Source organism: Clostridioides sp. ZZV14-6009, assembly GCF_020658095.1.
GTDB lineage: Bacteria > Bacillota > Clostridia > Peptostreptococcales > Peptostreptococcaceae > Clostridioides.
The window spans coordinates 604,076-629,893 of the sequence record NZ_JAGWDG010000001.1; the positions used below are offsets into that span (position 1 = coordinate 604,076).

At 27.2% G+C, this 25,818-nt stretch carries 23 protein-coding genes; 18 read left to right on the plus strand and 5 right to left on the minus strand.

Features of this window, described 5'->3' with window-relative positions; genetic code table 11:
* The first annotated feature begins 8 nt into the window (after nt 1-8).
* From KGF36_RS02585 to KGF36_RS02605, 5 genes are all read left to right on the plus strand, one after another.
* Nucleotides 9-1,022 (plus strand): DUF11 domain-containing protein, encoded by a 1,014-nt coding sequence (locus KGF36_RS02585; RefSeq protein WP_227829551.1) that lies wholly within the window; start codon nt 9-11, stop codon nt 1,020-1,022.
* Between the two features lie 472 nt (nt 1,023-1,494).
* Nucleotides 1,495-2,037 (plus strand): N-acetylmuramoyl-L-alanine amidase, encoded by a 543-nt coding sequence (locus KGF36_RS02590; RefSeq protein ID WP_227854545.1) that lies wholly within the window; start codon nt 1,495-1,497, stop codon nt 2,035-2,037.
* Between the two features lie 350 nt (nt 2,038-2,387).
* Nucleotides 2,388-3,881 (plus strand): DEAD/DEAH box helicase, encoded by a 1,494-nt coding sequence (locus KGF36_RS02595; protein ID WP_227829549.1) that lies wholly within the window; start codon nt 2,388-2,390, stop codon nt 3,879-3,881.
* 42 nt (nt 3,882-3,923) lie between these two features.
* Nucleotides 3,924-4,619 carry a DinB family protein gene (locus KGF36_RS02600; RefSeq protein ID WP_227841214.1) on the plus strand — a complete coding sequence of 232 codons (696 nt, stop codon included), beginning with the start codon at nt 3,924-3,926 and terminating at the stop codon, nt 4,617-4,619.
* A gap of 154 nt (nt 4,620-4,773) precedes the next feature.
* A complete protein-coding gene (locus KGF36_RS02605; RefSeq protein ID WP_227829547.1) occupies nt 4,774-5,538 on the plus strand; it encodes an alpha/beta fold hydrolase in 765 nt (254 codons plus the stop codon).
* Between the two features lie 130 nt (nt 5,539-5,668).
* Here KGF36_RS02605 and KGF36_RS02610 read toward each other — a convergent pair whose 3' ends face one another.
* Nucleotides 5,669-6,526 carry a LysR family transcriptional regulator gene (locus tag KGF36_RS02610; protein ID WP_227854546.1) on the minus strand — a complete coding sequence of 286 codons (858 nt, stop codon included), beginning with the start codon at nt 6,524-6,526 and terminating at the stop codon, nt 5,669-5,671.
* A gap of 113 nt (nt 6,527-6,639) precedes the next feature.
* Here KGF36_RS02610 and KGF36_RS02615 point away from each other — a divergent pair, with 113 nt between their 5' ends.
* Complete coding sequence (locus tag KGF36_RS02615) at nt 6,640-7,212, plus strand: chromate transporter (protein ID WP_227829545.1); 573 nt, start codon at nt 6,640-6,642, stop codon at nt 7,210-7,212.
* Complete coding sequence (locus tag KGF36_RS02620) at nt 7,209-7,769, plus strand: chromate transporter (RefSeq protein WP_227829544.1); 561 nt, start codon at nt 7,209-7,211, stop codon at nt 7,767-7,769. The genes KGF36_RS02615 and KGF36_RS02620 overlap by 4 nt, the downstream gene beginning before the upstream one ends.
* A gap of 143 nt (nt 7,770-7,912) precedes the next feature.
* Here KGF36_RS02620 and KGF36_RS02625 read toward each other — a convergent pair whose 3' ends face one another.
* Nucleotides 7,913-11,101 (minus strand): DEAD/DEAH box helicase, encoded by a 3,189-nt coding sequence (locus KGF36_RS02625; RefSeq protein ID WP_227841565.1) that lies wholly within the window; start codon nt 11,099-11,101, stop codon nt 7,913-7,915.
* A 281-nt stretch (nt 11,102-11,382) separates the two neighbouring features.
* Here KGF36_RS02625 and KGF36_RS02630 point away from each other — a divergent pair, with 281 nt between their 5' ends.
* A complete protein-coding gene (locus KGF36_RS02630; RefSeq protein ID WP_227854547.1) occupies nt 11,383-13,557 on the plus strand; it encodes a molybdopterin-dependent oxidoreductase in 2,175 nt (724 codons plus the stop codon).
* Nucleotides 13,558-13,570: 13 nt separating this feature from the next.
* The gene (locus KGF36_RS02635) at nt 13,571-13,999 is read left to right on the plus strand and encodes a 4Fe-4S dicluster domain-containing protein (protein ID WP_227829542.1); all 429 of its coding nucleotides are present in this window, start codon (nt 13,571-13,573) and stop codon (nt 13,997-13,999) included.
* A 176-nt stretch (nt 14,000-14,175) separates the two neighbouring features.
* On the opposite strand, the gene KGF36_RS02640 is transcribed toward KGF36_RS02635, so the two are convergent.
* Nucleotides 14,176-14,928, minus strand: coding sequence for an AAA family ATPase (locus KGF36_RS02640; protein WP_227854548.1), 753 nt, complete (start codon nt 14,926-14,928; stop codon nt 14,176-14,178).
* Nucleotides 14,929-15,248: 320 nt separating this feature from the next.
* On the opposite strand from KGF36_RS02640, the gene KGF36_RS02645 reads away from it, so the two are divergent.
* A complete protein-coding gene (locus KGF36_RS02645; protein WP_227841291.1) occupies nt 15,249-15,560 on the plus strand; it encodes a hypothetical protein in 312 nt (103 codons plus the stop codon).
* A gap of 58 nt (nt 15,561-15,618) precedes the next feature.
* On the opposite strand, the gene KGF36_RS02650 is transcribed toward KGF36_RS02645, so the two are convergent.
* Complete coding sequence (locus KGF36_RS02650) at nt 15,619-15,912, minus strand: YbaK/EbsC family protein (RefSeq protein WP_227841292.1); 294 nt, start codon at nt 15,910-15,912, stop codon at nt 15,619-15,621.
* Nucleotides 15,913-16,158: 246 nt separating this feature from the next.
* Here KGF36_RS02650 and KGF36_RS02655 point away from each other — a divergent pair, with 246 nt between their 5' ends.
* The 4 genes from KGF36_RS02655 (at nt 16,159) to KGF36_RS02670 (ending at nt 19,876) form a co-directional block, all read left to right on the plus strand.
* Nucleotides 16,159-16,821 carry an amino acid ABC transporter permease gene (locus KGF36_RS02655; protein WP_227841293.1) on the plus strand — a complete coding sequence of 221 codons (663 nt, stop codon included), beginning with the start codon at nt 16,159-16,161 and terminating at the stop codon, nt 16,819-16,821.
* 60 nt (nt 16,822-16,881) lie between these two features.
* A complete protein-coding gene (locus tag KGF36_RS02660; RefSeq protein ID WP_227829539.1) occupies nt 16,882-17,679 on the plus strand; it encodes an amino acid ABC transporter substrate-binding protein in 798 nt (265 codons plus the stop codon).
* 139 nt (nt 17,680-17,818) lie between these two features.
* On the plus strand, nt 17,819-18,994 hold the full coding sequence (locus KGF36_RS02665; protein ID WP_227829538.1) for a M20 family metallopeptidase: 1,176 nt from the start codon (nt 17,819-17,821) through the stop codon (nt 18,992-18,994).
* 132 nt (nt 18,995-19,126) lie between these two features.
* Complete coding sequence (locus KGF36_RS02670; RefSeq protein WP_227841567.1) at nt 19,127-19,876, plus strand: amino acid ABC transporter ATP-binding protein; 750 nt, start codon at nt 19,127-19,129, stop codon at nt 19,874-19,876.
* A 201-nt stretch (nt 19,877-20,077) separates the two neighbouring features.
* Here KGF36_RS02670 and KGF36_RS02675 read toward each other — a convergent pair whose 3' ends face one another.
* On the minus strand, nt 20,078-20,794 hold the full coding sequence (locus KGF36_RS02675; protein ID WP_227829536.1) for a Crp/Fnr family transcriptional regulator: 717 nt from the start codon (nt 20,792-20,794) through the stop codon (nt 20,078-20,080).
* Nucleotides 20,795-20,957: 163 nt separating this feature from the next.
* Between KGF36_RS02675 and KGF36_RS02680 the strand changes: the two genes are divergently transcribed.
* From KGF36_RS02680 to msrA, 4 genes are all read left to right on the plus strand, one after another.
* The gene (locus KGF36_RS02680) at nt 20,958-21,686 is read left to right on the plus strand and encodes a 4Fe-4S binding protein (protein WP_227854549.1); all 729 of its coding nucleotides are present in this window, start codon (nt 20,958-20,960) and stop codon (nt 21,684-21,686) included.
* Nucleotides 21,687-21,749: 63 nt separating this feature from the next.
* Nucleotides 21,750-23,342: a hydroxylamine reductase gene (gene hcp / locus KGF36_RS02685; RefSeq protein WP_227854550.1), complete on the plus strand. Its 1,593-nt coding sequence runs from the start codon at nt 21,750-21,752 to the stop codon at nt 23,340-23,342.
* 372 nt (nt 23,343-23,714) lie between these two features.
* Nucleotides 23,715-24,626, plus strand: a complete 912-nt coding sequence (locus KGF36_RS02690; RefSeq protein ID WP_227829533.1) for a patatin-like phospholipase family protein — start codon at nt 23,715-23,717, stop codon at nt 24,624-24,626.
* Between the two features lie 191 nt (nt 24,627-24,817).
* On the plus strand, nt 24,818-25,771 hold the full coding sequence (gene msrA / locus KGF36_RS02695) for a peptide-methionine (S)-S-oxide reductase MsrA (RefSeq protein ID WP_227829532.1): 954 nt from the start codon (nt 24,818-24,820) through the stop codon (nt 25,769-25,771).
* The last annotated feature ends 47 nt before the right edge of the window (nt 25,772-25,818 follow it).

Below are 25,818 nucleotides of genomic sequence, written 5' to 3' on the forward strand. Positions count from 1 at the left end.
TGGGTGCAATGAGAGGTATCAATGAATATGGGGAAAATTTTAGTTATAAGTTATTATCTAGAAGCCCTATAATAACAAAAACTACTTTTAGTAATATTATTTCAAATGATATCAGTGGAAATATTTTAAAGGTAGAAAAATATGTTGATAAAGAATATGCATCTGTATTTGATATTTTAACATATACTATTGTTGTTACAAATATAAGTAATCGCAAAACTGGGAATATATTTTTTAAAGATTATATTTCTAAATACATAAAGTTTATAAATAATACTGTAGAAGTTAATGGTATCAAAAAAGGTGAATTAAATCCACAACAAGGTTTTTACATAGGTAAGATAAATGGAAATTGTAAAAAAATAATATCTTTTAAAAGTATAGTATTAGCAAATTCAGCATGCAGGGTTATAGAAAACCACGCTAATATATATTATTATTATAAGTATGATATGGAAAAATTTCCAATGAAAATATCAATAGAAAGTAATTGTGTTTATACAAGTATTAAAAAAGCTGTATTTAAACAATTAAATATAAGTAATACTTTAAAAGCACCTAAAAATCTAAAAGATATATTAAAAGTGAATACAAATAGCAAAATACTCGATGTAAAACTTATAAAAAATCCTATAAATAAAGAAAAAAATTTAAAACTATGTAATTTAATAATTGTTGGAAGTATAGAGTTTGAAATGGATTATAGTTGTAGAAATCATAGTAGATTTAAATCAGTAAATAAATCAGATAATATTGATGACACTCAAGAAGATAAGGACTATAGAAGTAATATAAAAATGGCTAATGAAAATATAAAAAATTACAAAAATCAAATTAATATTAATACTAACAAAATTAAAAAAGTAACTAAAACTTTTGGTTTCTCTTGCTCTATTTGTTCACCTGTTGGAATAGTTTATGAAGATGTAAAAAGTATAAATATAAAAACTGAACATGTATCAATAAATGAACTGAATAATGGTGAATTATTTATAAATACATCACTTCTATTATACTATTAATTAGTTGTACATAAAATTTAAAATTACTAAAGTAACTATATAGTTTAATGTATACAAAGATTATTATAGATTAGATATAAGGTGATAATTGTGTTAAAACGGTGTCAATTATAAAAAATCAATTATCAAGTATTTATGACTTATAAATCGATTATAAATCCTTAATAATCACCTCTTACCAAACAATTTATTCTAATATTATAATGACAAGTATATAGTTTAAGAATAAAAGTGTTAGCAAAGTTAGAGATAAGAAATTTGTGATTCTTGAGGAACTTTTAGCTTACAATATATCTGTAATAAATAAAATTAAGCATCTAGATTTACGCTAAAATAAGACAAATATGTTAAAAAAATGATAAGTTATGAGAACTTTTGCCATCTTCAATTAATATATTATTACTAGTAATAACTTTAAAATCATATTACTATTATATAAATTTTAGCTTTAAAAGAAGGTGACAAAAAGTAAATGAAAATATGCATAACAGTAGGTCATAGTATACTAAAAGGTGGAAAAAGTACAGGTGTAAATGCAATAGTTGATGAGTATAGTTATAATAAAAAATTAGCTCCTATGCTAGCAGAGATGCTTATAAGTCAAGGTAATGCAGTAGATGTAATAATTTGTCCAGAAAGATATTTTGTAGCAGAAAAGGAAGAGTTTTTTTATAGAGTTCCAAAAATAAATAGTGGCAAATATGATTTACTAGTAGAGCTACATTTAAATAAAAGTGATGGAAAAAGCTTTGGTGCAGAAGTACTTTATTATGGTAATGAAGGATTAGAATATGCTAAAAGAGTATCTAATAAACTTGGGGAACTATTTGAAAATAGAGGAGCTAAAAAAAGAGAAAATTTATATATATTGAGAAACACCAATCCAGTTGCAATACAAATTGAAAGTTTTTTCTGTGATAATATGGATGATTGTAATAAAGCCAATGAAGCAGGTTATGACTATATAGCACGATTAATAACAGAAGGTATTTTGAATAAAGATATAGGTATGTGAGATTATGGTAATTTAGGTATTGATTAATACCTTTTAATCTTAGATATAAATTGAAACAATGTCTAGAAATATAAATTAAACCTAAAAAGTATACTAATTCAGTCTATTTAAGTCGATTAAATTATCTAAAAAAATACCCCTTGAAAATATTGATTTATCAATGTTAATAAGGGGTATTTTTTTGTAAGATTTTATTTTGATTTAAGGACTAGTTTATAATTTTTTGTTGCGAAAATCTATATATGTAGGATAATAAAAACTATAAAAATATTGACATCTTACATTATAATAATAGAATGGAGAAAAATATAATTGATAAGATGAAAATAAATATAGTAAGGTGGTAACATATGAAATATACATTCGAAAGTTTTAAATTAGATAAAAAGATACTTAAGTCATTAAAAAATTTAGAATATAATGTGCCTTCTAAGGTACAAATAGAGGTTATTCCAGAATTGTTAAATAATAAAAATATAGCAGTAAAATCAAAAACAGGAAGTGGGAAAACAGCAAGTTTTGCAATACCTATATGTGAAAATATTGATATAGAGTATAATAATATTCAAGCACTTATAGTAGTACCAACGAGAGAATTAGCACTACAGGTAAAAGATGAAATATCAGATATAGGAAGGTTAAAGAAGGTGAGATGTAGTGCTATATTTGGTAGACAATCTATAAAAGAACAAATAGCTGAGTTAAAACAAAGGGTTCATATCGTTGTAGCTACTCCAGGTAGAATAATTGACCATATAAATAGAGGTACTATTAATTTAGAAAAAATGAAGTATTTAATAATAGATGAAGCTGATAAAATGTTTAACAAAGGTTTTCTTGAACAAATGGAAACAATATTAACCAATATACCGAAAGAGAGAACGTTAGGTCTTTTTTCAGCTACGATAGGTGAAGAGATAGAATATATATGTGAAAAATATATGCCAGATTATAGTATTATAAATGTAGAAGGAAATGAAAGTAATACTAATGAAGGATTAAGACAAATAGATGACAAAATAATCAAGTCAAAGGAAAGAAATAAGTATATAGTTTTAAAAGAATTAATATACAGTGAAAATCCAAGAAGTGTAATAATATTTTGTAATACTAAAGAAAAAGTATCTAAATTATATAACAAAATGAGTAAGGAAGGTTTTTTGGTAAGAGAGTTACATGCAGATTTATCCCAAGAAAAAAGAATATTTGTGATTAAGGATTTTAAAAATATAAAGTTTAATGTATTAGTTAGTAGTGATGTAGCATCTAGAGGAATACATATTGATGATATTTCTTTAGTGATAAATTATGATGTACCACAAGATAAGGAAAACTATATACATAGAATAGGTAGGACTGGGAGAAAAGGAAATAGTGGAAAAGCTATTACTATAGTAGATGAAAAGGATGAAAAATATATAGAGAATATAGAAACATATGTAGGATATAAAATAAATGAGTTAACTAATATAGAACAAAGTAGTATTATACAGGGTAAAGTTTTATTTGAAGAATATTCAAAAGAAATTTTGAAAGAAGTATCGAAAAGAAAAAAAATGGATAAAAATCCACACAAAAGTAAATGTATAAAACCAAATCTAGAAAATGAAGTTGTTAGATTATATTTAAATGCTGGTAAAAAGAAGAAAATAAGGGTCTTAGATATAGTTGGAGCATTTAGCAATATAAAAGGTATTACTAATGATGATATAGGTGTAATCGAAGTTAAAGATTTATGTTCATATATAGATATATTAAATCACAAGGGAGATTTAATATTAAAAAAATATAAGGAGATACCTATAAAGAAAAAAATGGTTAAGGTGAAAAGAGATATACGATAATTCAGTGTAATAGAAAAAAGAATTTGATTAAGAGGTATTATTATGAAATATTTTGGAAATGGGTTAAGTGAAGTACACAAAGAATTAAATAAAATCATACGTAAAGAAGAAAAAATAGAACAGGCGAAAGCACTATTTTTGGAAATTCATTCAAAATTACATCTCTCAGAAATATCAAATACAGAAAAAAATGAAGTGGACAAGCTTATTTATGACTTAAACAGAAATGAATATGCTATTATGCCAACAAGTAAGGACGAAACTATTGCGTGGGTTTTGTGGCATATTGCAAGGATTGAAGATTTAACAGTAAATGTACTGGTTGCCCAAAAAGAACAAATTTTTAATGAACAATGGAAAGAGAGATTGAATGTTTTCATTACAGATACAGGAAATACTCTCTCTGATAATGAAATTATGAATTTAAGTAAAAGTATCAATATTGATGAATTGCTTTGCTATCGAAATGAAGTTGCAAAAAACACAAGAGAGGTTGTTAAGAAGTTGAAATCTGAAGATATGAAGCGAAAGGTTTCTCCAATTGATTTAGAAAGGATTTTGGTAACTGGTGGAGTAACAAAGCATGGAGATTCTATTTGGTTGCTGGACTTTTGGGGGAATAAAGATATTGCTGGCATTTTGCTTATGCCTCCTACTCGACATGTTATACTTCACTTGAATGATTGTTGCAAATGGAAAGAACATTTTCGTACAAAAAAGAAACTTTACAGAAGTTAAATTACAATAAATTAAGTAAATAACAAATCAACTAAAGGTATTATTGATTTTAGCTATACTCTAAGCTATACTATTTTTAAGTGTTTATGACAATAGTTATTTTAAATGTAAGTTGTAAATATATATTTATAGAAATATTAAAGGGGGGAAATATATGGCATATTTTAACTATAATAACAAACAGTGCTACTATAATGAAGTTGGAGATGGTACGCCATTACTTTTTTTACATGGAAATACAGCTTCTTCTAAGATGTTTGAGAATATAATAGATTTTTATAAAGATGAATATAAAGTAATATTAATTGATTTTGTGGGTCATGGCAAATCTCAAATGGTTGATAAGTTTTCTGTCGATTTATGGTTTGATGAAGCTATGCAAGTTATATGTTTTTTAGAAAAGATGAACTATAAAAAAGTAAATATAATTGGTAGTAGTGGAGGAGCTCTTGTTGCATTAAATGTTGCACTTGAAAGACCTGATTTAGTGAATAAGGTAATTGCAGATAGTTTTGAAGGAGAGGTTCCTCTAGAGTCATTTGTGCAAAATGTAAAATTAGAGCGTGAAGCATCAAAGCAAGATGATGATGCAAAAGCTTTTTATATTTACAATCAAGGCGAAAATTGGGAGCAAGTAGTAGATAATGATACAGAAGCTATTTTTGAACATTATAAAACTATAGGTAAATTTTTTCATAAGCCCCTAGAAACTATGCAACCAGATGTGCTTTTAACAGGAAGTAAAGAAGATGAATTTGTATCTTTAGTGTCTTTTGATTTTTATGAAAATACATTTTCTTCACTTCTTAAAAAGATTAAAAATGGGAAAATACATGTGTTTAATAAAGGTGGACATCCTGCAATTTTATCAAATGGTCTTGATTTCTCAAAAATAGCTAAAGAATTTTTAAAGAAGTAATTTAAAAATCTTTGTACATAAGAATGTGTAACAAACATTGGAAAAGAGACTTATAAAAAGTAATAAATATTGCCTATAAAAAGGATACTTGATTATTTCATAGAGAATTTATCAAGTATCCTTTTAAATGCTAAATCAATTGACATAGCTTTTCTAATGAGGCAGATTTATACTTATTTTTATTTATTACTACAGTAATATCATTAAAAAGTTTAAAATCAGGAATGAATATCTGCATAAGGTTTCCTTTTTCTATTTCTTGCTCAACTAGAATTTTAGGAAGAATTGAAACACCTAAACTATTTTTAGTAGCTTCTATTAGGGATTGTGAATCTACACTTTCCCAGCTTGCATGTACTTTGTAACCTTGCAAGGTTGCAGCTGATTCAAAAGTTTCGCGTACAGCACTTCCTCTTTCTCGTAATAGTAAATCCATACCCAATAGTTGAGATAAACTTAATTCGGCAGTACTACAATAACTTGGTGAAGATACAATGCATAATTCATAAGAAGAAAATTTCCTTATTTCTAATGAGCCTTGTATGATTTTCCCTTCAATAAAAGCTATATCAACCTTTCCTTGTTTCAATAATTTTAATGCTTTTAATGCACTATGGACTTCAACGTTAATCTTAGTATTTGGAGATATTTCTTGAAATTTCCTTATTAACTGAGGAAGCCATATTTGAGCAAACGTAATACAAGAAGCAATATATATGGGAGTTTCATACTCTAAGTTTTTAATCCTTGATTCAACATTTTCTAGATTTTCAAGTATTGGTAAAATTTCTTGTAAAAGAAGTTCTCCAGTTTTTGTTAATTTAACACTTTTATGTAATCGCTCAAATAATTTGGTTTCAGCTTCATTTTCAAGTTCCCTTATTGCATGAGAAACTGCTGATTGTGTAATAAATAAATTATTTGCAGCTTTAGTAAAATTTTCTACTTTTGCGACTTCTCTAAAAATAATACAATGTTTAAAATTCATAATCAGACTCCTTTACTCATGAATTAAATTCATGTCTGCAACAATATTTTATCATTTTACAAATAGCAGTACAACATTTATAATATGTCCATGTGCACATAGAAAGGAATATTATGAGAAAAAATATTAAATTGTATTTATGGCTTTGCTATATAAATTTATTTATAAGTGCCTTTACTTTTGGTGGAGGATATGTTGTTGTTCCCATGATAAAAAAGTACTATGTTATGGATAAAAAAATATTTAGTGAATCAGAGCTTATGGAAATGGCTACGATTGCTCAATCTTCACCTGGAGCAATTGCAATTAACTTAAGCATTTTAGCAGGTAAAAGAACAGCTGGATTTATAGGAGTAATTATCAGTTGTATTTGTTCAATTATACCTCCTATAGTAATTTTAGGTCTTGTTTCAAGGTGGTATGTTGCGTTTTCTTCAAATATTTATATAATTGCAATCTTAAAAGGTATGCAAGCATGTGTTGCTGCATTGATTGTAGATTTGACTATAGATATGTATAAAATGATTCTTAATGAGAAATCAATGCTATTAAATCTATTAGTACCATTTTCATTTATTGCTTGTACTTTCCTTAAAATTAATGTAATACTCGTATTACTTTTAAGTTGTTTGATTTCTTTGTTTGCTATATATATTCAACTTCGAAAAAAGGAGGGGAGTATATGATTATAAATTTATTCTTTACATTTTTGAAAATAGGAATGTTTAGTATAGGTGGTGGTTATGCTATTATTCCACTTATACAGGAACAGGTAGTTTTTAAGCAAGGATGGATAACAGAAAAGGTCTTTACTGATATTATTACAATTTCTCAAATGACTCCTGGACCATTAGCGGTTAATACTTCTACCTTTGTTGGTATGCAAGTGGCAGGAATTGAGGGTGCTATATCAGCAACAGTTGGATGTATAATATCAGGAATAATTATTTCTATATTTTTATATGAATTTTTTAAGAAATATAGGAATTCGAAATTTGTTTTTGAAATTTTAAATGGACTAAAAGCATCATCTTTAGGATTAATCATCTCAGCAGGATTTACAATTATATTGTTGACATTTTTTGGTTCTTCAAATTATTATACTACCAATATTTTCAAAAATATAGATATTGTAGCTGTTATTTTATTTTGTTGTTCACTGTATTGTTTACGAAAATATAAGATTGGACCTATACTTATGATGGTATTATCTGGATTGTTTGGATTAATTGTATATTTGTAAAGAAGGTCAATATATAGGTAAAGAAAGGTTTGCATATAATGTGAAAAGTTTAAGATATTATGGAGTCTCCTATATTTTAGGAAACTCCTGTTTATCAATTATAAATAACATAGTAGTATTTTTATTTGCCATATATCTCACTTTCAATTAAACAAGTCCATTATCTCATTATCAGATAAATTTCTTAATACACCTTCATTAGAAAGTTCTCCATTTATAAATTGATTTATAAGCTCTTTTTTACTTTCTTGTAATTTTATTATCTTTTCTTCTATGGTGCCTTTAGCAATTAACTTTATAACTTGTACTACATTTTTTTGACCAAATCTATGAGCTCTGTCACTAGCTTGATTTTCTACTGATGGATTCCACCATGGGTCAAAGTGGATTACAATATCAGCAGTTGTAAGATTTAATCCTGTCCCACCTGCCTTTAAAGATATTAAAAAAACTTTTTTGTCAGTACTCTTATTAAATTCATCTACAAGTTCAAGCCTTTCTTTAGCACTAGTTTTACCATCTATATAGTGATATGCAATTTTACACTTATCAAGTTCCTTGCCTATGTTTTTAAGGACAGATGTAAATTGCGAAAATAATAATATCTTGTGATTTTCATTTATACTATCTCTAAGTATTTCTAGACACGTTTCTATTTTTGAACTTTTTTTATTATAATCTTTTACCACTATACTTGGGTCCAAACAAAGTTGTCTTAGTTTAGTTAAATAAGAGAAAATAACTATTTTATCTTTCTTAAGATTCTTATCTTTCATTTTATCTTGTATATCTTTTGCATATACACTATATATTTTTTTCTGCTCCTTATTTAATTCAACAAAAAAGTTTTTCTCAATCTTATCTGGCAGTTCTTTCATTACTTCTTTTTTACTTCTTCTAAGAATAAAAGGTTTTATAAGTCTTTTTAAATTTTCAACATTATCTTCTTTATTTATAAATAACTCTTGAAATTTTCCTCTACTATATAAATATCCAGGCATTATAAAATCAAATATAGACCATAACTCTAATAAATTGTTTTCCATAGGTGTACCAGTAAGTGCAAACTTATTTTTGGCATTTATATTTTTTACAGCTTCTGTTACTAAAGCCACTGGATTTTTAATGTTTTGAGCCTCATCTATTACACAATAATCAAAAATTATTTCACTATATCTTTCTAAGTCATTTCTGAGAGTACCATATGTTGTAAGGACTACATTAAAATTGTTTATTTCTCTAAAACACTTTTCTCTATCTTTTTTATTTCCATGTATCAATAGAACTTTTATATCTGGAGCAAATTTTTCAAATTCATTTTTCCAATTATAAATAAGTGATGTTGGCGTAACAATAATACTTTTTTTATTGGATACAGATAATAAAAATGTAATAGTTTGTATTGTTTTTCCAAGTCCCATTTCATCAGCTAATATACCACCAAATTTATAAAAATCTAAAACTTTAAACCAATTAAAACCATTTATTTGGTAGTCACGTAGATTTGCTTTTAAATTACTTGGAATTTCTGGACTTATAACATTAAAATTTCTAAATTTTTCACATGTATTCTCTAATTCTTTTTCACCATTTATAAATTTTAAGTTTTTACCTTTTATCATTTCATTTATATACAGAGCTTTATTATTATGAATTTTATTATCTTTTGATTTATCAATTACATCCAAATTTTCAACCAGTTCAAAAAAGTCTTTAGTTTCTTTTTCTGATAAGTCTATAAAACTTCCATCTTTTAGTTTATAAAAAGTACGTTTTTCTTGGAGAGCTTTTAGAATATCTTTGTACTCTTTTGGATTTATATCAGATATATTAAAATTAAATTCTAGATAATTTTGATTAGTTTGATTAATTGAAGCTTGAATTGATGAAGAATTATATATTTTCTTCAATTTAAACTTCTCAGAATAATAGATATCTCCAAATTCCTTTAAAGGTTCTAACTGTAAATCTAAAAATGTAAATAGGTCATAGTCAGTTCCTTTAAATGTATATCTGTTATTTTCTTTTACAAATTGTGAAGAAAGCATTTTATTTTCAATTTTAGCCTCTTTTTGTATGTTGGGAAGTATAAATTTTTTACCATCTTCATCATCATAGATATACTTTATGTCGCAACATACATTGCCATCAATTATATCAAAGTAAAACTCTGTTTCAAAATTGTTTGCGATATTATTTTTTATGTTTTCATCCAAATAAACTTCTTTGGATATTGACTTTAATTTAGGAACTAATAGACCTAAAACATCTTTAGAGTCTTCTTTATCAAATTTTAATTCCTTAGATTTTGATAATACTTGATAGATTTTTGAATAATCGTTAGCCTTTTTATGAGACAATAAGTAGATATTATTGTCATATAAAAGTACATCATTCTTTCTAGTAAGTGGAACAGGTAGTAAGTCTTTGGAAGATAAGACAATTTTATCCTCTATATTTTTAAAATTAAATTTTATTGGCAAAATATCGCTTAATACTTTTGGATGATATTCTTCTTTAGAAAAAATAAGAGTAAAATCCTTGTATTTAAGAGCATTTAAAAATTGTTTCAGAGAACTCATATTTATTTCCATGAACTTTTTTGAATATGACGAAGAAAAATTATATGAAAGATTTGTTCCATATTCTTCTATCATATCTATCAACTGCTCATCCTCATCAGCAAAATAATGGATATTAGGATTATAAATAAATTTTTTTCCAAATTCCAATTCATATCCATTAAGTTTTGAATATGCAAATTCAGTAATATTTTTTAAAACATACATTTTATTGATTCCAATTTTAAACTCAGCAATTGCTTTATTTGAATCAATGCTTAATAATACATCTAAATTGACTCTTTCTTTTTTAGTATCATTAAAAAAAGAAAGTAGTTGTTTACTTAAATCCAAGCTGACTTTAGAATCAGTCTTAGAAAGTTTATCTTTATCCTCATCTAATATGTCTATTAGAACAGGAGGAATGTCATTTTTACTTTTTATTTGCTTTAGGCTTTTTATCACGATAGCAACTAAATGTTTACATATAAAGATGCTTCGATTTGTAATATTTGATTGACAATCAACACAGCTACAGTCACTTTCAATTATTTTAAAGTGTTTTATATCTATTGTTATTAAATTAAAATAAAAGCTATAATTATCCTCAGAATTGACTCCACCACGAAATGTTAGCAAGTTATTTTGTAAGTCATCAATATCAATGTCTATATAATCAACTAATTGATTATTATAGTATTTTATACCTCTTGACCACCTTGATGGTTCTGTATTTCTTTTGATTAATTTATATATCATATCTATTTTCATCTTATTCACCTTACCTCACTGTATATATTATAATCTAAATCTATTCAATTTACACTCTAAATACAGTGTTTAAATTAAAGCATATATAAATAGTTTTTATCTATTGCAAAATATATATAAATAACAATTTACTATTAGATTTTTATTGTAATATCCTGTAAACTAGGAGTGAAAAATAATGATTTAAGTAGTTTATTAACGTATATAAAATTTAATTATTAAAAGTATATTTTAAATTTATAATATATAAAATTAAAAATGTGATATATAAAATTAAAAGAATGTATAATAATTATAGTGCTTTATATTTATCATTGGGAAAGGAAAATATTGATATGGATAGTTATAAATTGATTAAGGCTAAGATACCATGCAAAGAAACAGGAATAGAAATAAAGAGGACTTTATGTGATATTTGTTCTCCAGGAATTCATTGTGGAATTGATGCATATGTCAAAGATGGTAAAGTAATAAAAATAGAAGGTACAAAAGAGCATCCAATGAACAGAGGGTTGTTGTGTACAAAGGGTCTTTGTAATAGAGAATATATGTATAGAGAAGATAGAATAAAAACACCACTGAAGAGGATTGGAAAAAGAGGTGAAGGAAAGTTTAAGCCAATATCATGGGAAGAAGCTTATAGTGAAATAGGGGAAAAATTAAATAAAATAAAAGTAGAATATGGAGCAAAACATGTAGCATTTTTTACGGGGTATGGAAAGTGGTATAGACCGTTTTTACAAAGGTTTGCATTTTCATTTGGTTCTCCTAATTATGGTACAGAATCAAGCTCATGTTCAACATCAGCACAAATGGCTGGAAATGTTGCAACTGGAAGAAATTTTACAATGCAGGATATGGAAAATGCAAAGACTTATTTAGGTTGGGGATTTAATCCATACTACTCTAAATTTTTAAATAGTGTAAATCTAAGTAAACTAAAGGAAAAAGGTTTAAAATTTATAATTGTAGACCCTAGGATAACACCAACAACTCAAAAAATAGCAGATTTGCATTTGAGAGTTAAGCCTGGTACTGATGGAGCTTTAGCCCTTGGAATGGCTAATTTATTTATAGAAAAAGATTTGATAGATAAAGAATACATAGAAAAACATGTACATGGATTTGATGAATACAAGGAATACGTAAAATTATTTGATTTAGATACTGTCAGCAAAGTTACAGGAGTTTCTAAAGGTGATATAGTAAAAGCTGTAGAGATGTTATCGCAAGGTCCATTCTGTATAAATGAAAGTGCTGCTCCAGTAGTTCATCACCAAAATGGATTTCAAAATTATAGGGCAATGATGTCTCTATCTGCTATAACAGGTAATTATGATAAAATTGGAGGTAACATACCAAAACAAGATTATTTTGCTGGTAAAGTAGGAGGATTTCAAACATTAGAAAAAGAGTTTGTAAAAGAAGCTCTACCTAAAAATATAAATGAAAGAATTGGTGGGGAAAGATTTCCTCTTTGGAATGAAATGGTAACTCAATTTCAAGCTATGGATTTAACTCGACAAATAGAAGAAAAGACACCTTATGAAATAAAAGCATTGTTTTGTCATGGTATAAATGCTAGAATGTTTCCTAATTCAGGTAGGCTTTTTAACACACTAAACACTGTAGATTTCTTTGTCAATATAGATTTATTTATGACATATGCATCAAAATATGCAGATATACTTTTACCTGCATGCACATCTTTTGAAAGAGAAGAATGCAAGAGTTATCCAGGTGGGTATATTACATATACGAAAAAAGTAATTGATACATTATATGATTCAAAATCAGATGTAGAAATACTTTCTGACTTAGCAAATGTTATGGGAATAGAGGATGATTTGTTAAAAGCAGGCTATGAAGCAAGTATAAGATACATGTTTAAAGGAACTTGTGTAGATGTAGATGAGCTTAAAGAAAGTGATTTGCCATTGAAATGTAAAGATTTTAAACCATATGAAGTAGGTTCATATACAAGAGAAGGATATGACACTAGTACATCTAAGTTTGAATTAAAATCTACAATTATTGAGAAATATAAAGATTTTGGATTAGACGCATTACCAACATACAAAGAATTTAATGATGATATAGATGAGTATACTTACCTATTAACATCAGGGGCAAGAATTCCAAATGCATTACACTCAAGACTTCATGATGTTAAGCTTTCAAGAATATTAAAAAATGAGGCTAGTTGTGACATTTCTAGTTTAGATGCAAAAGACTTAGGTATTAATAATGGAGATTATGTAAAAATAACTACTAAAATAGGAAGTTTGAATGTAAAGGTCAATGTTACTGATAGAGTTTTATATAAAAACATACATATGTATCATGGATATAGAGAAGCTGATGTAAATAGTATCATCTGTGATAATTTTGACCCTTATAGTGGATTCCCTGCATATAGAAGTTGTAAGTGTAAGATTGAAAAAGTGAATAAATAATTGGAGGGATATAATGAAAAGTTTATTTGAATTTAATAAAGAGTTATGTACAGCATGTGGGGCTTGTTTACTTGCTTGTATAGACCAAAATGATAATGACATAGATAAGGGTGAACTTTTTAGACATGTATTTACAGTGGAAGAAAAAGAAAAGGTAGAATATTTCTCATTATCATGTGTTCATTGTGATGAAGCAAAATGTGTAGATGTATGTCCTAAAGATTGTTTTAAAAAAGAACATAAATTTGTCATATTAGATAATCAAGATTGTATCGGATGTAAACTTTGTGAAAAAGCTTGTGAATATGGAGCTTTGATTTATGGAAATGATGGTAAGGCAAACAAGTGTAATGGTTGTGTTGAACGAAATGAGTGTGGTATGGATGCACCTTGTGTAATGGTATGTCCTACAGGAGCATTAAAGTTTAATATGGAAGTGTAGATTAAGTATAAATTATAATTTATACTAAGATGTAAAATGAACTTTGTAAAAGACTACATTAAATTTGTATTATAACGAGTTTAATGTAGTCTTTTTTATGTATATACTTATAAAATAAAAAATTGAGATAGTTAGAAGTTTAAATTTTTACTTCAAAAAGTTTGTCTTATAAATTACTAATCAATTAATATGTTTAAGAATTTTTCTTTATGATTTAAAAAATCTTGAGTAAGTTGATAATTTTTGCTGTCTTCGCATTTAACTTTATTAATGCCATTCTCATTTACTTCATAGATGATTGAATTAGGATAACAAATTAATATGGGTGAGTGTGTTGCTATGATGAATTGGCAATTTTGGGTTACTAATTCGTGTAATCTTGTTATAAAAGCCATCTGTCTAGCAGGTGAAAGTGCTGCCTCTGGTTCATCTAATATATATATTCCTTCTTTAGAAAATTTATGAATAAATAATGAGAAGAAGGATTCACCATGAGATTGTTCATGCAATGATACTCCTCCATAATAGTTTATAGTTTTTACTCCTGACGAAAACATAGAAGCTTTATCTATTGCAGTAGCTACATTATAAAAAGATTCAGCTCTCAAGAAAAAATTTTGCTTAGGTTTTTTAGGTCCTTTTGTGATTGTTATATATTTATGAAGTTCAGAGTGGCTATTATAAGTACTAAAGCCAAAGTTTTTTGTCCCACCTTCAGGGTTGAATCCATATTCAATAGCTATTGCTTCTAATAATGTTGATTTTCCACTTCCATTTTCACCAATTATAAAAGTTACGTTTTTATGAAACTCAAGTTGATATAAGTTTTTTACTATTGGTAGATTAAATGGATATTCATTTATACTATGTATACCTTTTCTGTTTAGTTTAACTGACCTAATATATTGATTTATTTTTTCAGCATTCAAATTTAAAACTCCCTTTTATTGATTTTAATATACTTATTATAACTTAAAATTAGTGACTATATTTAGGTTTTTATCTAATAAATTTTAATATAGATATTAATAATTTTTAAATTGGAATCTAGATATAGATATGCATAGTGTTAATTATCAGAAACCTTACACTAACAACAGATAATTTTAATTACTCTTAAAATATTTACTTAGGAAATTAAAATATTTTATATTTGTAACAATAAAAATATATCTTTTATTATAAAAAAATTGTTGAAAAACGATATTATATGATGTAGTATATAAAATATTTTAAAGGAGTTGATATAGTGTCTGATAAATTTATAAAAAATCTATTAAATGGTATATTACAAATTTTATTTTTTCTTTTAGCATTAGTACTTTCTGTAGGAGGAATTAAAGGCTTTAGTTATATTTGTTTTAGTGGTGAAGCAACTATACAAGGTTCTATATCTGGTATATTAAGGTTTTCTTTGGGTGTATCATATTTTATTATAGTAAAGTCATTGTTAGAAATATTAAATAGTTATGAATATAGCTTATTCATAAATGAAAATGCAAAAAGATTTAGACTTATTGGTTATCTTTTACTTTTAAATTCTGTTATAGAATTTAGTTAAACTTTCGGCACTACTGGAACAGGAATGAGGTTCCTAGATTTAGGACTTGGATTTTACTTTACAGTTCCAACTCTTGTGTATTTTGTGGTTGCTCAGTCTTTATTTTCATATATCCAGTATTCGTTCCATCACTACATCTATAATAATTCTTTTCTAAGACTTCTTTATCTAATATTACTTGGATAGTTCTATTACAATCAATAATTGTACTAAAAATTGTTGCAGCATCTACTTTGCTTACTAACATACTTTCAAATAATTCTTCTGAAGCAAATGATACACGAGATATATTTAATTCTTTACTAAATTTTTTTGTATCTAATTTTTTATTGATTAATACACAGTCTTCCATGGAGGTTGATTTGCAATAGTAGTAATGATATGTAAATATCTATATCACAACTTTTTCATATGTATTAATTTTATAAAAATGAGTTAAACAGTCCAATTATATTAAATAAATTTGATATTAAAGATGGCTATATAAGTGGATAAGGAAATAGTTTTTTTCTATTGGAAAAATAAAGAAAATTCTATTATAATTGAACATGTGACAAAAGTTTGCAAAAAACAACATTAAGTGAGGGGGACTTATTTTATGATTTTTAGCATGAAATATTTTTTGGAATTATTTCCAATAATAATGAAATCATTCAATGTAACTGTGATTTTAGCAATAAGTTCACTGGTATTTTCATTAATTATAGGAACGATAGTAGCGTTATCATCTTATTATAAAGTCAAAGTATTAAATCAAATATGCAAAGTATATGTATCAATATTTAGAGGTACACCTCTTATGCCACAGTTGTTCTTTTTATATTTTGGTTTGGCCTATATGAGTGATTTTGTAAAAAATATGGATCCAGTATTTGCAACATCTATAGTACTTAGTTTGAATATGGGAGCTTATATGTCAGAAACGATAAGAGCATCTATACTTTCAATTGATAAGGGGCAGATAGAAGCAGCATATGCAATGGGATTAACAAATTTACAAACAATGAAAAGAATTGTTGTACCACAGGCAATAAGAGTTGCATTGCCATCATTATTCAATAATTTTATAGATTTAATTAAAGGTTCTTCTGTAGCTTTTGTTGTTGGAGTAAATGATATAATGGGTGCTGCCAAATCACAAGGAGCATTAAGTTTTAAGTTCTTTGAGGTATATGGAGCAGTTATGGTAATTTATTGGTGTATAATAACTCCTTTAAGTTGGGGGCAAAAAAAATTAGAAAAGAAAATCAGCAATTATTAGGTCATAAAAAAAATACATAGAAAAGTATTTTATATAAAAAATAATGTGAGGAGAAGAGACATGATAAAAAGAAATATTATAAAATGTTTGGTAGCAGTTTTGTCATTAACAGTTTTAGTCACTGGTTGTACAAAAAAGGAAGAAGCAAAGGATGAAAAAATTATAACTGTAGCTTCATCTAACTCAGCAGACCCATATTCTTATGTTGATAGTGGAGAACATAAAGGGTTTGAAGTTGACATGTGGAAAGAAATAGGTAAAAGAAGTGGATATAAAATAAAAATGGAACCAACAGGTTTTAGTTCTATATTCGGAATGTTAGATTCAGGTAAAGTTGATGTAGCAGCCAACTTTTTTGGAATGTCTAAAGAGAGATTAGAAAAATATGATGCTTCTGTTCCTTATGGCTCTGATTCTGTATGTATAGCTGTAAAAGATGGAAACAATGAAATAAACAAGCTTGAAGATTTAAAAGGAAAAGTAGTAGCAGTATCAGAAGGTTCTCAAGGTCAACAAGTTGCAGCAACTGTTAATAAAGATAATTTATTTGAAGAAAAGGTTTATGGTGATGGAACTAATGGTCTTCAAGATTTAGATTTAGGAAGAGTTAGTGCATGGATTGATGCAGAACTTACTGTTGTAGGAGATTCTAAAAAAGCTAATATGAAAGTAAGAGTGTTAGACGAAAAATTATCAGTTACTAATATAGCTTATTTCTTTAAGAAAAATGATGAAAAATCAAAAGTTATAAAAGAAGATGTAAACAAGGCAATTGAAGAAATGCTTGCAGATGGAACAGTAAAAAAAATATCTGAGAAATGGTTTGGAATGGATGTAAGTGCTGATATACAAAAATAAATATTTTAAAGATAAAATATAAAATTGTGATAACTATAGATAAAATTATGAAAATGTAAATTTATCTATAGTTATCTGTGTATTATAATGTATTTAGATTAGCCCTTATAAATTAAAATAAGTTATGGAGGTCTTATAAATGATTGAAGATAAAATAAAATCTATTGCACTAAAAAATAATGAAAAGGTTATAAAAATAAGACGACAAATACATAGCAATCCAGAATTAGCATTTAAAGAATTTGAAACATCAAAACTTATAAAAAAAGAACTAGATAAGCTTAATATTGAATACATAGATGTTGCAGGTACAGGAGTATTAGCAACTATAAAAGGAAACAATAATGGCAAAAAAACAATGCTACTTAGAGCTGATATGGATGGGCTTCCAATAAAAGAAGAAAATGATTTAGAATTTAAATCTACAAATGATAATATGCATGCTTGTGGGCATGATGCACATGTTTCATGGTTACTAGGGGTAGCAATGATTTTAAATGACATAAAAGAAGAACTGCATGGAAATTTAAAATTACTATTTCAACCAGGTGAAGAAAAAGGTGGTTCTGATATTGTAATCAAGGAAAATGTACTTGAAGGTGTGGACGTATTAGCAACAGGCCATTGTTGGCCAACTATTGAATCAGGGAAAATTGGAATTGCTAGAAATTGTGCTATGGCAGCAACGAATACTTTTGAAATAACAATAATTGGTAAAGGTGGTCATGGAGCAGAACCTCACAATTGTATAGACCCAATTGCGGTTGGAAATGCAGTATATACATCCATCCAGCAGATAGTTTCAAGAAAAATTGACCCAGTTGTACCAGTAGTGGTGTCTATTTGTTCTTTTAATTCTGGTATCTCTAAAAATATAATACCAGATATATGTATACTTCAAGGAACTATTAGAGCTGTAAGTCAGGAAAAAGTACTTGAAATAAGTGAAGTACTAGAGCATATGGTAAGAAATATATGTAAAGCTCATGGAGCAGATTGCAAGTTTGAAAAGAGTGCAGGAGGAGATGCTGTCGTAAATGATAAAAATATGATAGAACTAGGAAGAAAAAGTGCTTTAAAAATACTTGGAGATGAAAATATTGAAATGATTGATTTCCCAGCAATGACAGGTGAAGATTTTGCTATTTATATGAAGGAAAGACCTGGTTTATTTATGTATATAGGGGTAGGTAATAAAGAAAAAAATATAAATTACAGACTTCATAATAACAAGTTTAATATAGATGAAAAATGTCTAAGTACAGCATCTTCATTATTTGCACAACTTGCAGTAGATTATCTTTGTCAATTTTAGGCTATAGTTATAAGAATATATTTTATTTAAAAATAAAATGACTAAGTTATTTTTAGATTTGAAATTAACATATTAATTTTAGTTTCAAGTATGTGATTAGTCTATTATATTTATTAAAAAGGGTGGATAATAATGATAAAAGTAGAGAATTTGCATAAAAGTTTTAAAGGTACAGAAGTTCTTAAAGGTATAAATTTAGAAATAAATCAAAGTGAAGTAGTAGCCATACTTGGTCCATCTGGAACAGGTAAATCTACGTTACTTAGATGTTTAAATTATTTAGTTGAGCCTACAAAAGGAAAAATAATGATTGGAGATGTAAAAGTAGATGTAGAAAAAGCAACAAAAAAGGATATAGCAAATTTAAGAAAACATACATCTATGGTATTCCAAAACTATAACCTATTTAAAAATAAAACAGCATTAGAAAATGTAATGGAAGCATTGATAGTAGTACATAAAAAGAGTAAACAAGAAGCTAGAGAAATTTCTCTAGAATTAATAGAAAAAGTTGGGATGTTGGATAGAAAAGATTTTTATCCATCAAAGTTATCTGGTGGTCAGCAACAAAGAATAGGTATAGCTAGAGCAATGGCAGTAAATCCAAATGTAATATTATTTGATGAACCAACATCTGCACTTGACCCAGAACTTGTTGGAGAAGTTTTAAGTGTTATAAAATCGCTTGCAAAAGAGGGAATAACAATGCTTATTGTGACTCACGAAATAAATTTTGCAAAAGAAGTTGCTGATAAAATTATATTTATGGATAATGGGGTGATAGCTGAAGAAGGAACTCCTGATGAAATATTTAATAATCCCAAAAATGAAAGAACAGCAAAATTTTTAAATATTATTAGGAAAGAAGAAGTATTTAATTAAAAACATATAATTGAAGTATGTCTTAAAATATATGAGATACTTTCATAAAAGTAAGCTAATTAACATACAAAATTAATAGATATCTTAATTATATAAATCAAGATATCTATTAATTTTTTGAGTAAAAATATAAATTCTAGATTTGAACGTAATATCTATAATTTGAATTAATTAAAATCATGTGTATTTAATTGTATAAATTTAAATATCAAACTTATTTTGGAAACAAAAGATTTCAAACTTATTTTTGTTAAAGGATAATAAACCTTCATCTCTCATTTTTCCAAGTTCTCTTGACATAGAACTTCTATCAACACATAAAAAGTCAGCCATTTCATTTCTTGAAAAAGGAATTGTAAACTTATAGTTACCCGTTCTCTCTATTTGATTTGAAAGGTACATGAGTAATTTTTCACGAGTTGTTTTACAAGAAAGTAACTCTATTTTGTTATGAAGTAAAATATTTTTTTCAGCTATTAATTGTAACATATTTTCAATAAGTCTATTGTGAAATTCACATGTAGACGAACAAATACCAGTTACACTTTTAAACTTTATAAATAGAACCTCACATGAAGATGTTGTCACTACTGTTACAGTACTTTTATGTAGTCTAGTACAAGCAAACACCTCTCCAAATAAATCACCAGGTAAAAGCTCAGCTACAATATTTCTATTACCTTCAATGTCTTCTTTTATTATGTGTGCACTTCCATTAAGCATAATTCCAATAGAAGTCACTTCATTTCCTACAGAAAATATTATGTTGTCTTTTGGATAAGTCTTATCAATAACACCCAAACATTCTAACATTGCTTCAAGTTCATCATCTTTAATTCCTTCAAACAGAGAAATTTTTCTTAATAGATTTATATGTTTTTCTAAAAATTTTTTCAAATAATCACTTCCTTGTTGCATATGCAACCGATAATTTGTTTTTATTGTACTATACTAAATTTATAAAATCAAGGAGATATAAAAATCCTGATACAAAAACTTAAAACAAAAAGATCTATGTCTTAAAAATAAATATCTAGTAAAGTAGTATTTTAAACAAAAAATTTTTTATGAGGTGATATAAATGATTAGAAAAATAATTAAAATTGATGAAGAAAAATGTAATGGTTGTGGATTATGTGTTGAAGCTTGTCATGAAGAAGCTATAGGTATGGTAAATGGAAAAGCAAAACTTTTAAGAGATGATTATTGCGATGGTTTAGGGGATTGTTTACCAACTTGTCCAACGAATGCAATTTCATTTGAAAATAGAGAGGCTGCAGAATATGATGAAGAAGCAGTAAAAGCAAACATGGAGGCAAAGAGAGCACAAAAAGAAAATTTAGCATATGGATGTCCAGGTTCTAAGTCTAAGTCTATAAAAAGACAAGATTTAGATACTATATCTACAAATAACGATATAGTAATGGAGGCACAAGGGTCTCAGCTTAATCAGTGGCCAGTGCAAATAAAACTAGTACCTGCTAATGCATCATACTTAAAGAATGCAAGTCTTTTAATAGCAGCAGACTGTACAGCATATGCATATGGAAATTTCCATAATAAATTTATGAAAAATAAGGTTACATTAATTGGTTGCCCTAAACTTGATGAAGTTGATTATGCTGAAAAACTTACAGAAATTTTAAAATTAAATGATATTAAAAATATAGTGGTAACACGTATGGAGGTACCTTGTTGTGGTGGTATCGTAAATGCAGTTAGAACAGCTCTACAAAGTAGTGGAAAGATGATACCATGGCAAGTAATTACTATATCTGTAGATGGGAAAATAGTAGATGGAGAAATCTAATTAAGTAAATCGTAGACAATTTAATAAATTTTAATAAATAAAATGAAATGGGAGGAATAAAAAATGGAGAATATGTTTTGTTTTCAATGTGAACAGACAGTTGGTGGTAAAGGATGTACTATAAACGGAGCTTGTGGTAAAAAAGGGGGAACAGCCAATTTACAAGATGAACTTACAGGAGTATTAATTGGACTTTCAAGAGCAACTGTTGGAAATAAAAATAGACCAACAAGAGAAACAGATAAAGTTATGATAGAAGGATTGTTTACTACTGTAACAAATGTAAGTTTTGATGATGAAGCTATAAAAAGACAAATTGAAAAAACTGAACTAGCAAAAAGTGAACTTGTACCTAGATGTTCAGATTGCTCGACAACTTGTAGTAGAAATGACAACTACGATATGAAGAATTTATGGAATGATAATGAAGATATACGTTCATTAAAATCATTGATTTTATTTGGATTAAGAGGTATGGCTGCTTATGCTTATCATGCAATGGTACTTGGATATACAGATAAAGAAGTGAATGACTTTTTCTATGAAGGGTTAGTAGCAGTTGGAGAAGACTTATCTAGTGATGAACTTTTAGGATTTGTAATGAAAACTGGAGAAATAAACTTAAAATGTATGGAATTACTTGATAGAGCAAATACCGAAACTTATGGAACACCAGAACCAACTCAAGTACCTATGAAAATTGAAAAAGGTCCATTTATTGTAGTTACAGGGCATGACCTTTATGATTTACACAAATTGCTAGAGCAAACAAAAGATAAGGGAATAAACATATACACTCATGGAGAATTATTACCAGCACATGCATATCCAAAATTAAAAGAATATAAGCATTTAAAAGGAAATTTTGGTACAGCATGGCAAAATCAACAAAAAGAATTTGACAATATACCTGCTCCAATATTATTTACGACAAACTGTTTAATGCCTGTTAAGGATAGTTATAGAGATAGAGTATTTACTACAGAAGTGGTTGCTTATCCTGGTATGATTCATATTGGAGAAGATAAAGATTTTTCTAATGTCATAGAAAAAGCACTTGAACTTGGAGGATATAAAGAAGATATGCATATGACTGGAATAAATGGAGGTGATATGCTAACCACTGGTTTTGCAAGAGGAACAGTTTCATCTGTACAAGATACAGTAGTAGAAGCTGTAAAAAATGGAGCTATAAGACACTTTTTATTAGTTGGTGGTTGTGATGGTGCAAAACCTGGAAGAAATTATTATACTGAATTTGTAAAACAAGCTCCTGATGACACTGTTATATTGACTCTTGCATGTGGAAAATATAGATTTAATGATTTAAATCTTGGAGAAATAGGTGGTTTACCACGTTTAATGGATATGGGACAATGCAATGATACTTACAGTGCAATTCAAGTGGCTGTTCTATTGGCAAATGCTTTTGAATGTGATGTAAATGAATTACCTCTTAGCATAGTGCTATCATGGTATGAACAAAAAGCTGTTTGTGTACTTCTTACATTGCTTTACTTAGGTATAAAAAATATCTATATAGGACCTTCTTTACCAGCATTTTTATCTCAAAATGTATTAAATATATTGGTTGAAAAATTTGCTTTAACTCCTATATCTACTCCAGAAGAAGATATGAAAAAAATATTAGGATAAAGAGTATACGCTTAATTAATAAGGTATAAATTTTATAATCGAAGTATTATTAAGCTTAATTATAATTAATATAAATAAGGGGGTGGCTTTGTATAAAGTCAACCCTTATTTATGTTTTTATGGTCTATTACAAAGTAGATACTATTTTAATCAACTGTTTACAATAAATCATACTTTTAAACTTATAATACTTAAAATATGTGTATAGTATAAACAAATAAAAAGTATAGTTTTAATAGTGCAGGATACTGAATTTAATTATAGAAAGAGGAACTTTGTAATATAGAATTTGCATAATATATATATACTATAGTGTAATTATTTTAACTAAAATTTAAAAGATATAAGGCTTTTATATGGGGGTATGTGTATATGAAAAATTCGAATTTTAATATATTAACGTTCGATGGTGGTGGATTAAAAGGAGCATTAAGTATATCCATACTTGAGAGACTAGTAGAGGAGTATCCAAGTTTATTAAATAATATAAATATGTTTGGAGGAACATCTACAGGTAGTTTGATTGCATTAGGGCTTGCATATGGTGTAAGCCCTAAAGAGATAAAGACACTTTATTCAATTGAAAATTCAAAGTATATTTTCAACAAGAGTTATGCAGAAATGCTTAGACCAAAGTATGAAAATAAAAATCTAAAGGAAATTTTGCTAAGTATATTTCCAGAGGATTTAGAATTGAAAGATTTAAATAAACTAGTCATGGTGCCAAGCTTTTATATAGGCAATGAAGAACATTCATGGAAGCCTGTATTTTATAATAATATGCCAAATTCTCTTACTAAAACTAGTAAAGTTGTAGACGTAGCAATGGCAAGTAGTGCTGCACCAGTATTTTTCCCAACCTATAATTGTCATGTTGATGGTGGAATAATAGCAACTGATCCAAGTCTAGCATGTATAGTTTATTCAATTGACAGTGGACTTAAGTTAAATTATAAAAATACAAGACTTTTTTCTATAGGGACTGGATATGTATATAATAGTATAAAGACAGATACAACTGAATGGGGAGCTATTGACTGGATAATCAATAAGAAGCCAGACTTACCAATTATATCTGTTACACTAGAAGGGAATTCTCAAATGAGTCAATTATTTTCTCAAAAACTTCTTGGAGATAATTACTATAGGTTAAATCCTAGAATGGAAAGAGAGGTAGCTATGGATGATTGTGATTCACTAGAATACTTAATATCTTTAGGTGAAAACTGTGATATAAAAGATGCATTTGAATGGATAAATAGAAAAAGTTTTTATAAAAATTAAGTATAGTTTTTAATTATATTTATAAGTAGAGAATTTCTATAGTTTATAATTTTGATAAAAAATTTTGCAATTTTAGATACATTAATATCATATAGTATTTTCTAAATAAAGTAAAAAATAATAAAATACAAGATTATTAAGTTACTTCTTAGGGAATAAATAAAATATAATTTTTTTAAGGAGTGATGAAAATGATAAAACTTGCTACTTTTGCAGGTGGGTGTTTTTGGTGTATGGTAAAACCTTTTGATAAATATGATGGGGTTATAAAAGTAGTTTCTGGATATACAGCTGGTCATGTTGAAAATCCTACATACCAAGAAGTATGTTCAGGAACAACTGGCCATGTTGAAGCTATTCAAATAACTTATGATGATAACATAATAAGTTATGATGAACTTTTAAATATATTTTGGAAGCAAATTAATCCTACAGATGATGGTGGACAATTTGGTGATAGAGGAACTCAATATAAAACCGCTATATTTTATCATGATGAAGAGCAAAAAAATACAGCTTTGGAGTCAAAAGAAAGCTTAGAAAATAGTAAAATATTTGATAGTAAGATAGTTACTGAAATAATTCCAGCAACTAAGTTTTATGAAGCAGAAGAAAATCATCAAGATTATTATAAAAAAAGACCATTGAATTATAATATGTATTACAAAGGTTCAGGAAGATATAATTTTGTAAAAAGTTATTGGGATGGAAATAATGTAGATAGGGAAGCGTTAAAAAAGACTTTAACTCCTATTCAATTTGAAGTTACTCAAAATGATATGACAGAAGTACCTTTCGAAAATGAATATTACGATAATAATGAAGAAGGCATCTATGTAGATATAGTAAGTGGAGAGGTTTTATTTTCTTCAAAGGACAAATTTGATGCAGGATGTGGATGGCCTAGCTTTGCAAAGCCAGTTATAGATAAGTCTGTAATTGAAAGAAGCGATTTTTCACAAGGCATGTATAGGGTTGAAGTAAGAAGTGCTAAAGGAAATTCTCATCTAGGTCATGTTTTTGATGATGGGCCAAAGGAACTTGGAGGTTTAAGGTATTGTATAAATTCTGCTTCTCTTAAGTTTATACCTAAAAAAGATATGGAAGAACTAGGATATGGAGAATATTTAAAACTTTTTAAATAATTAAAACTAGTTAATATCATATATTAAGATTAGAGATGGAAATATAA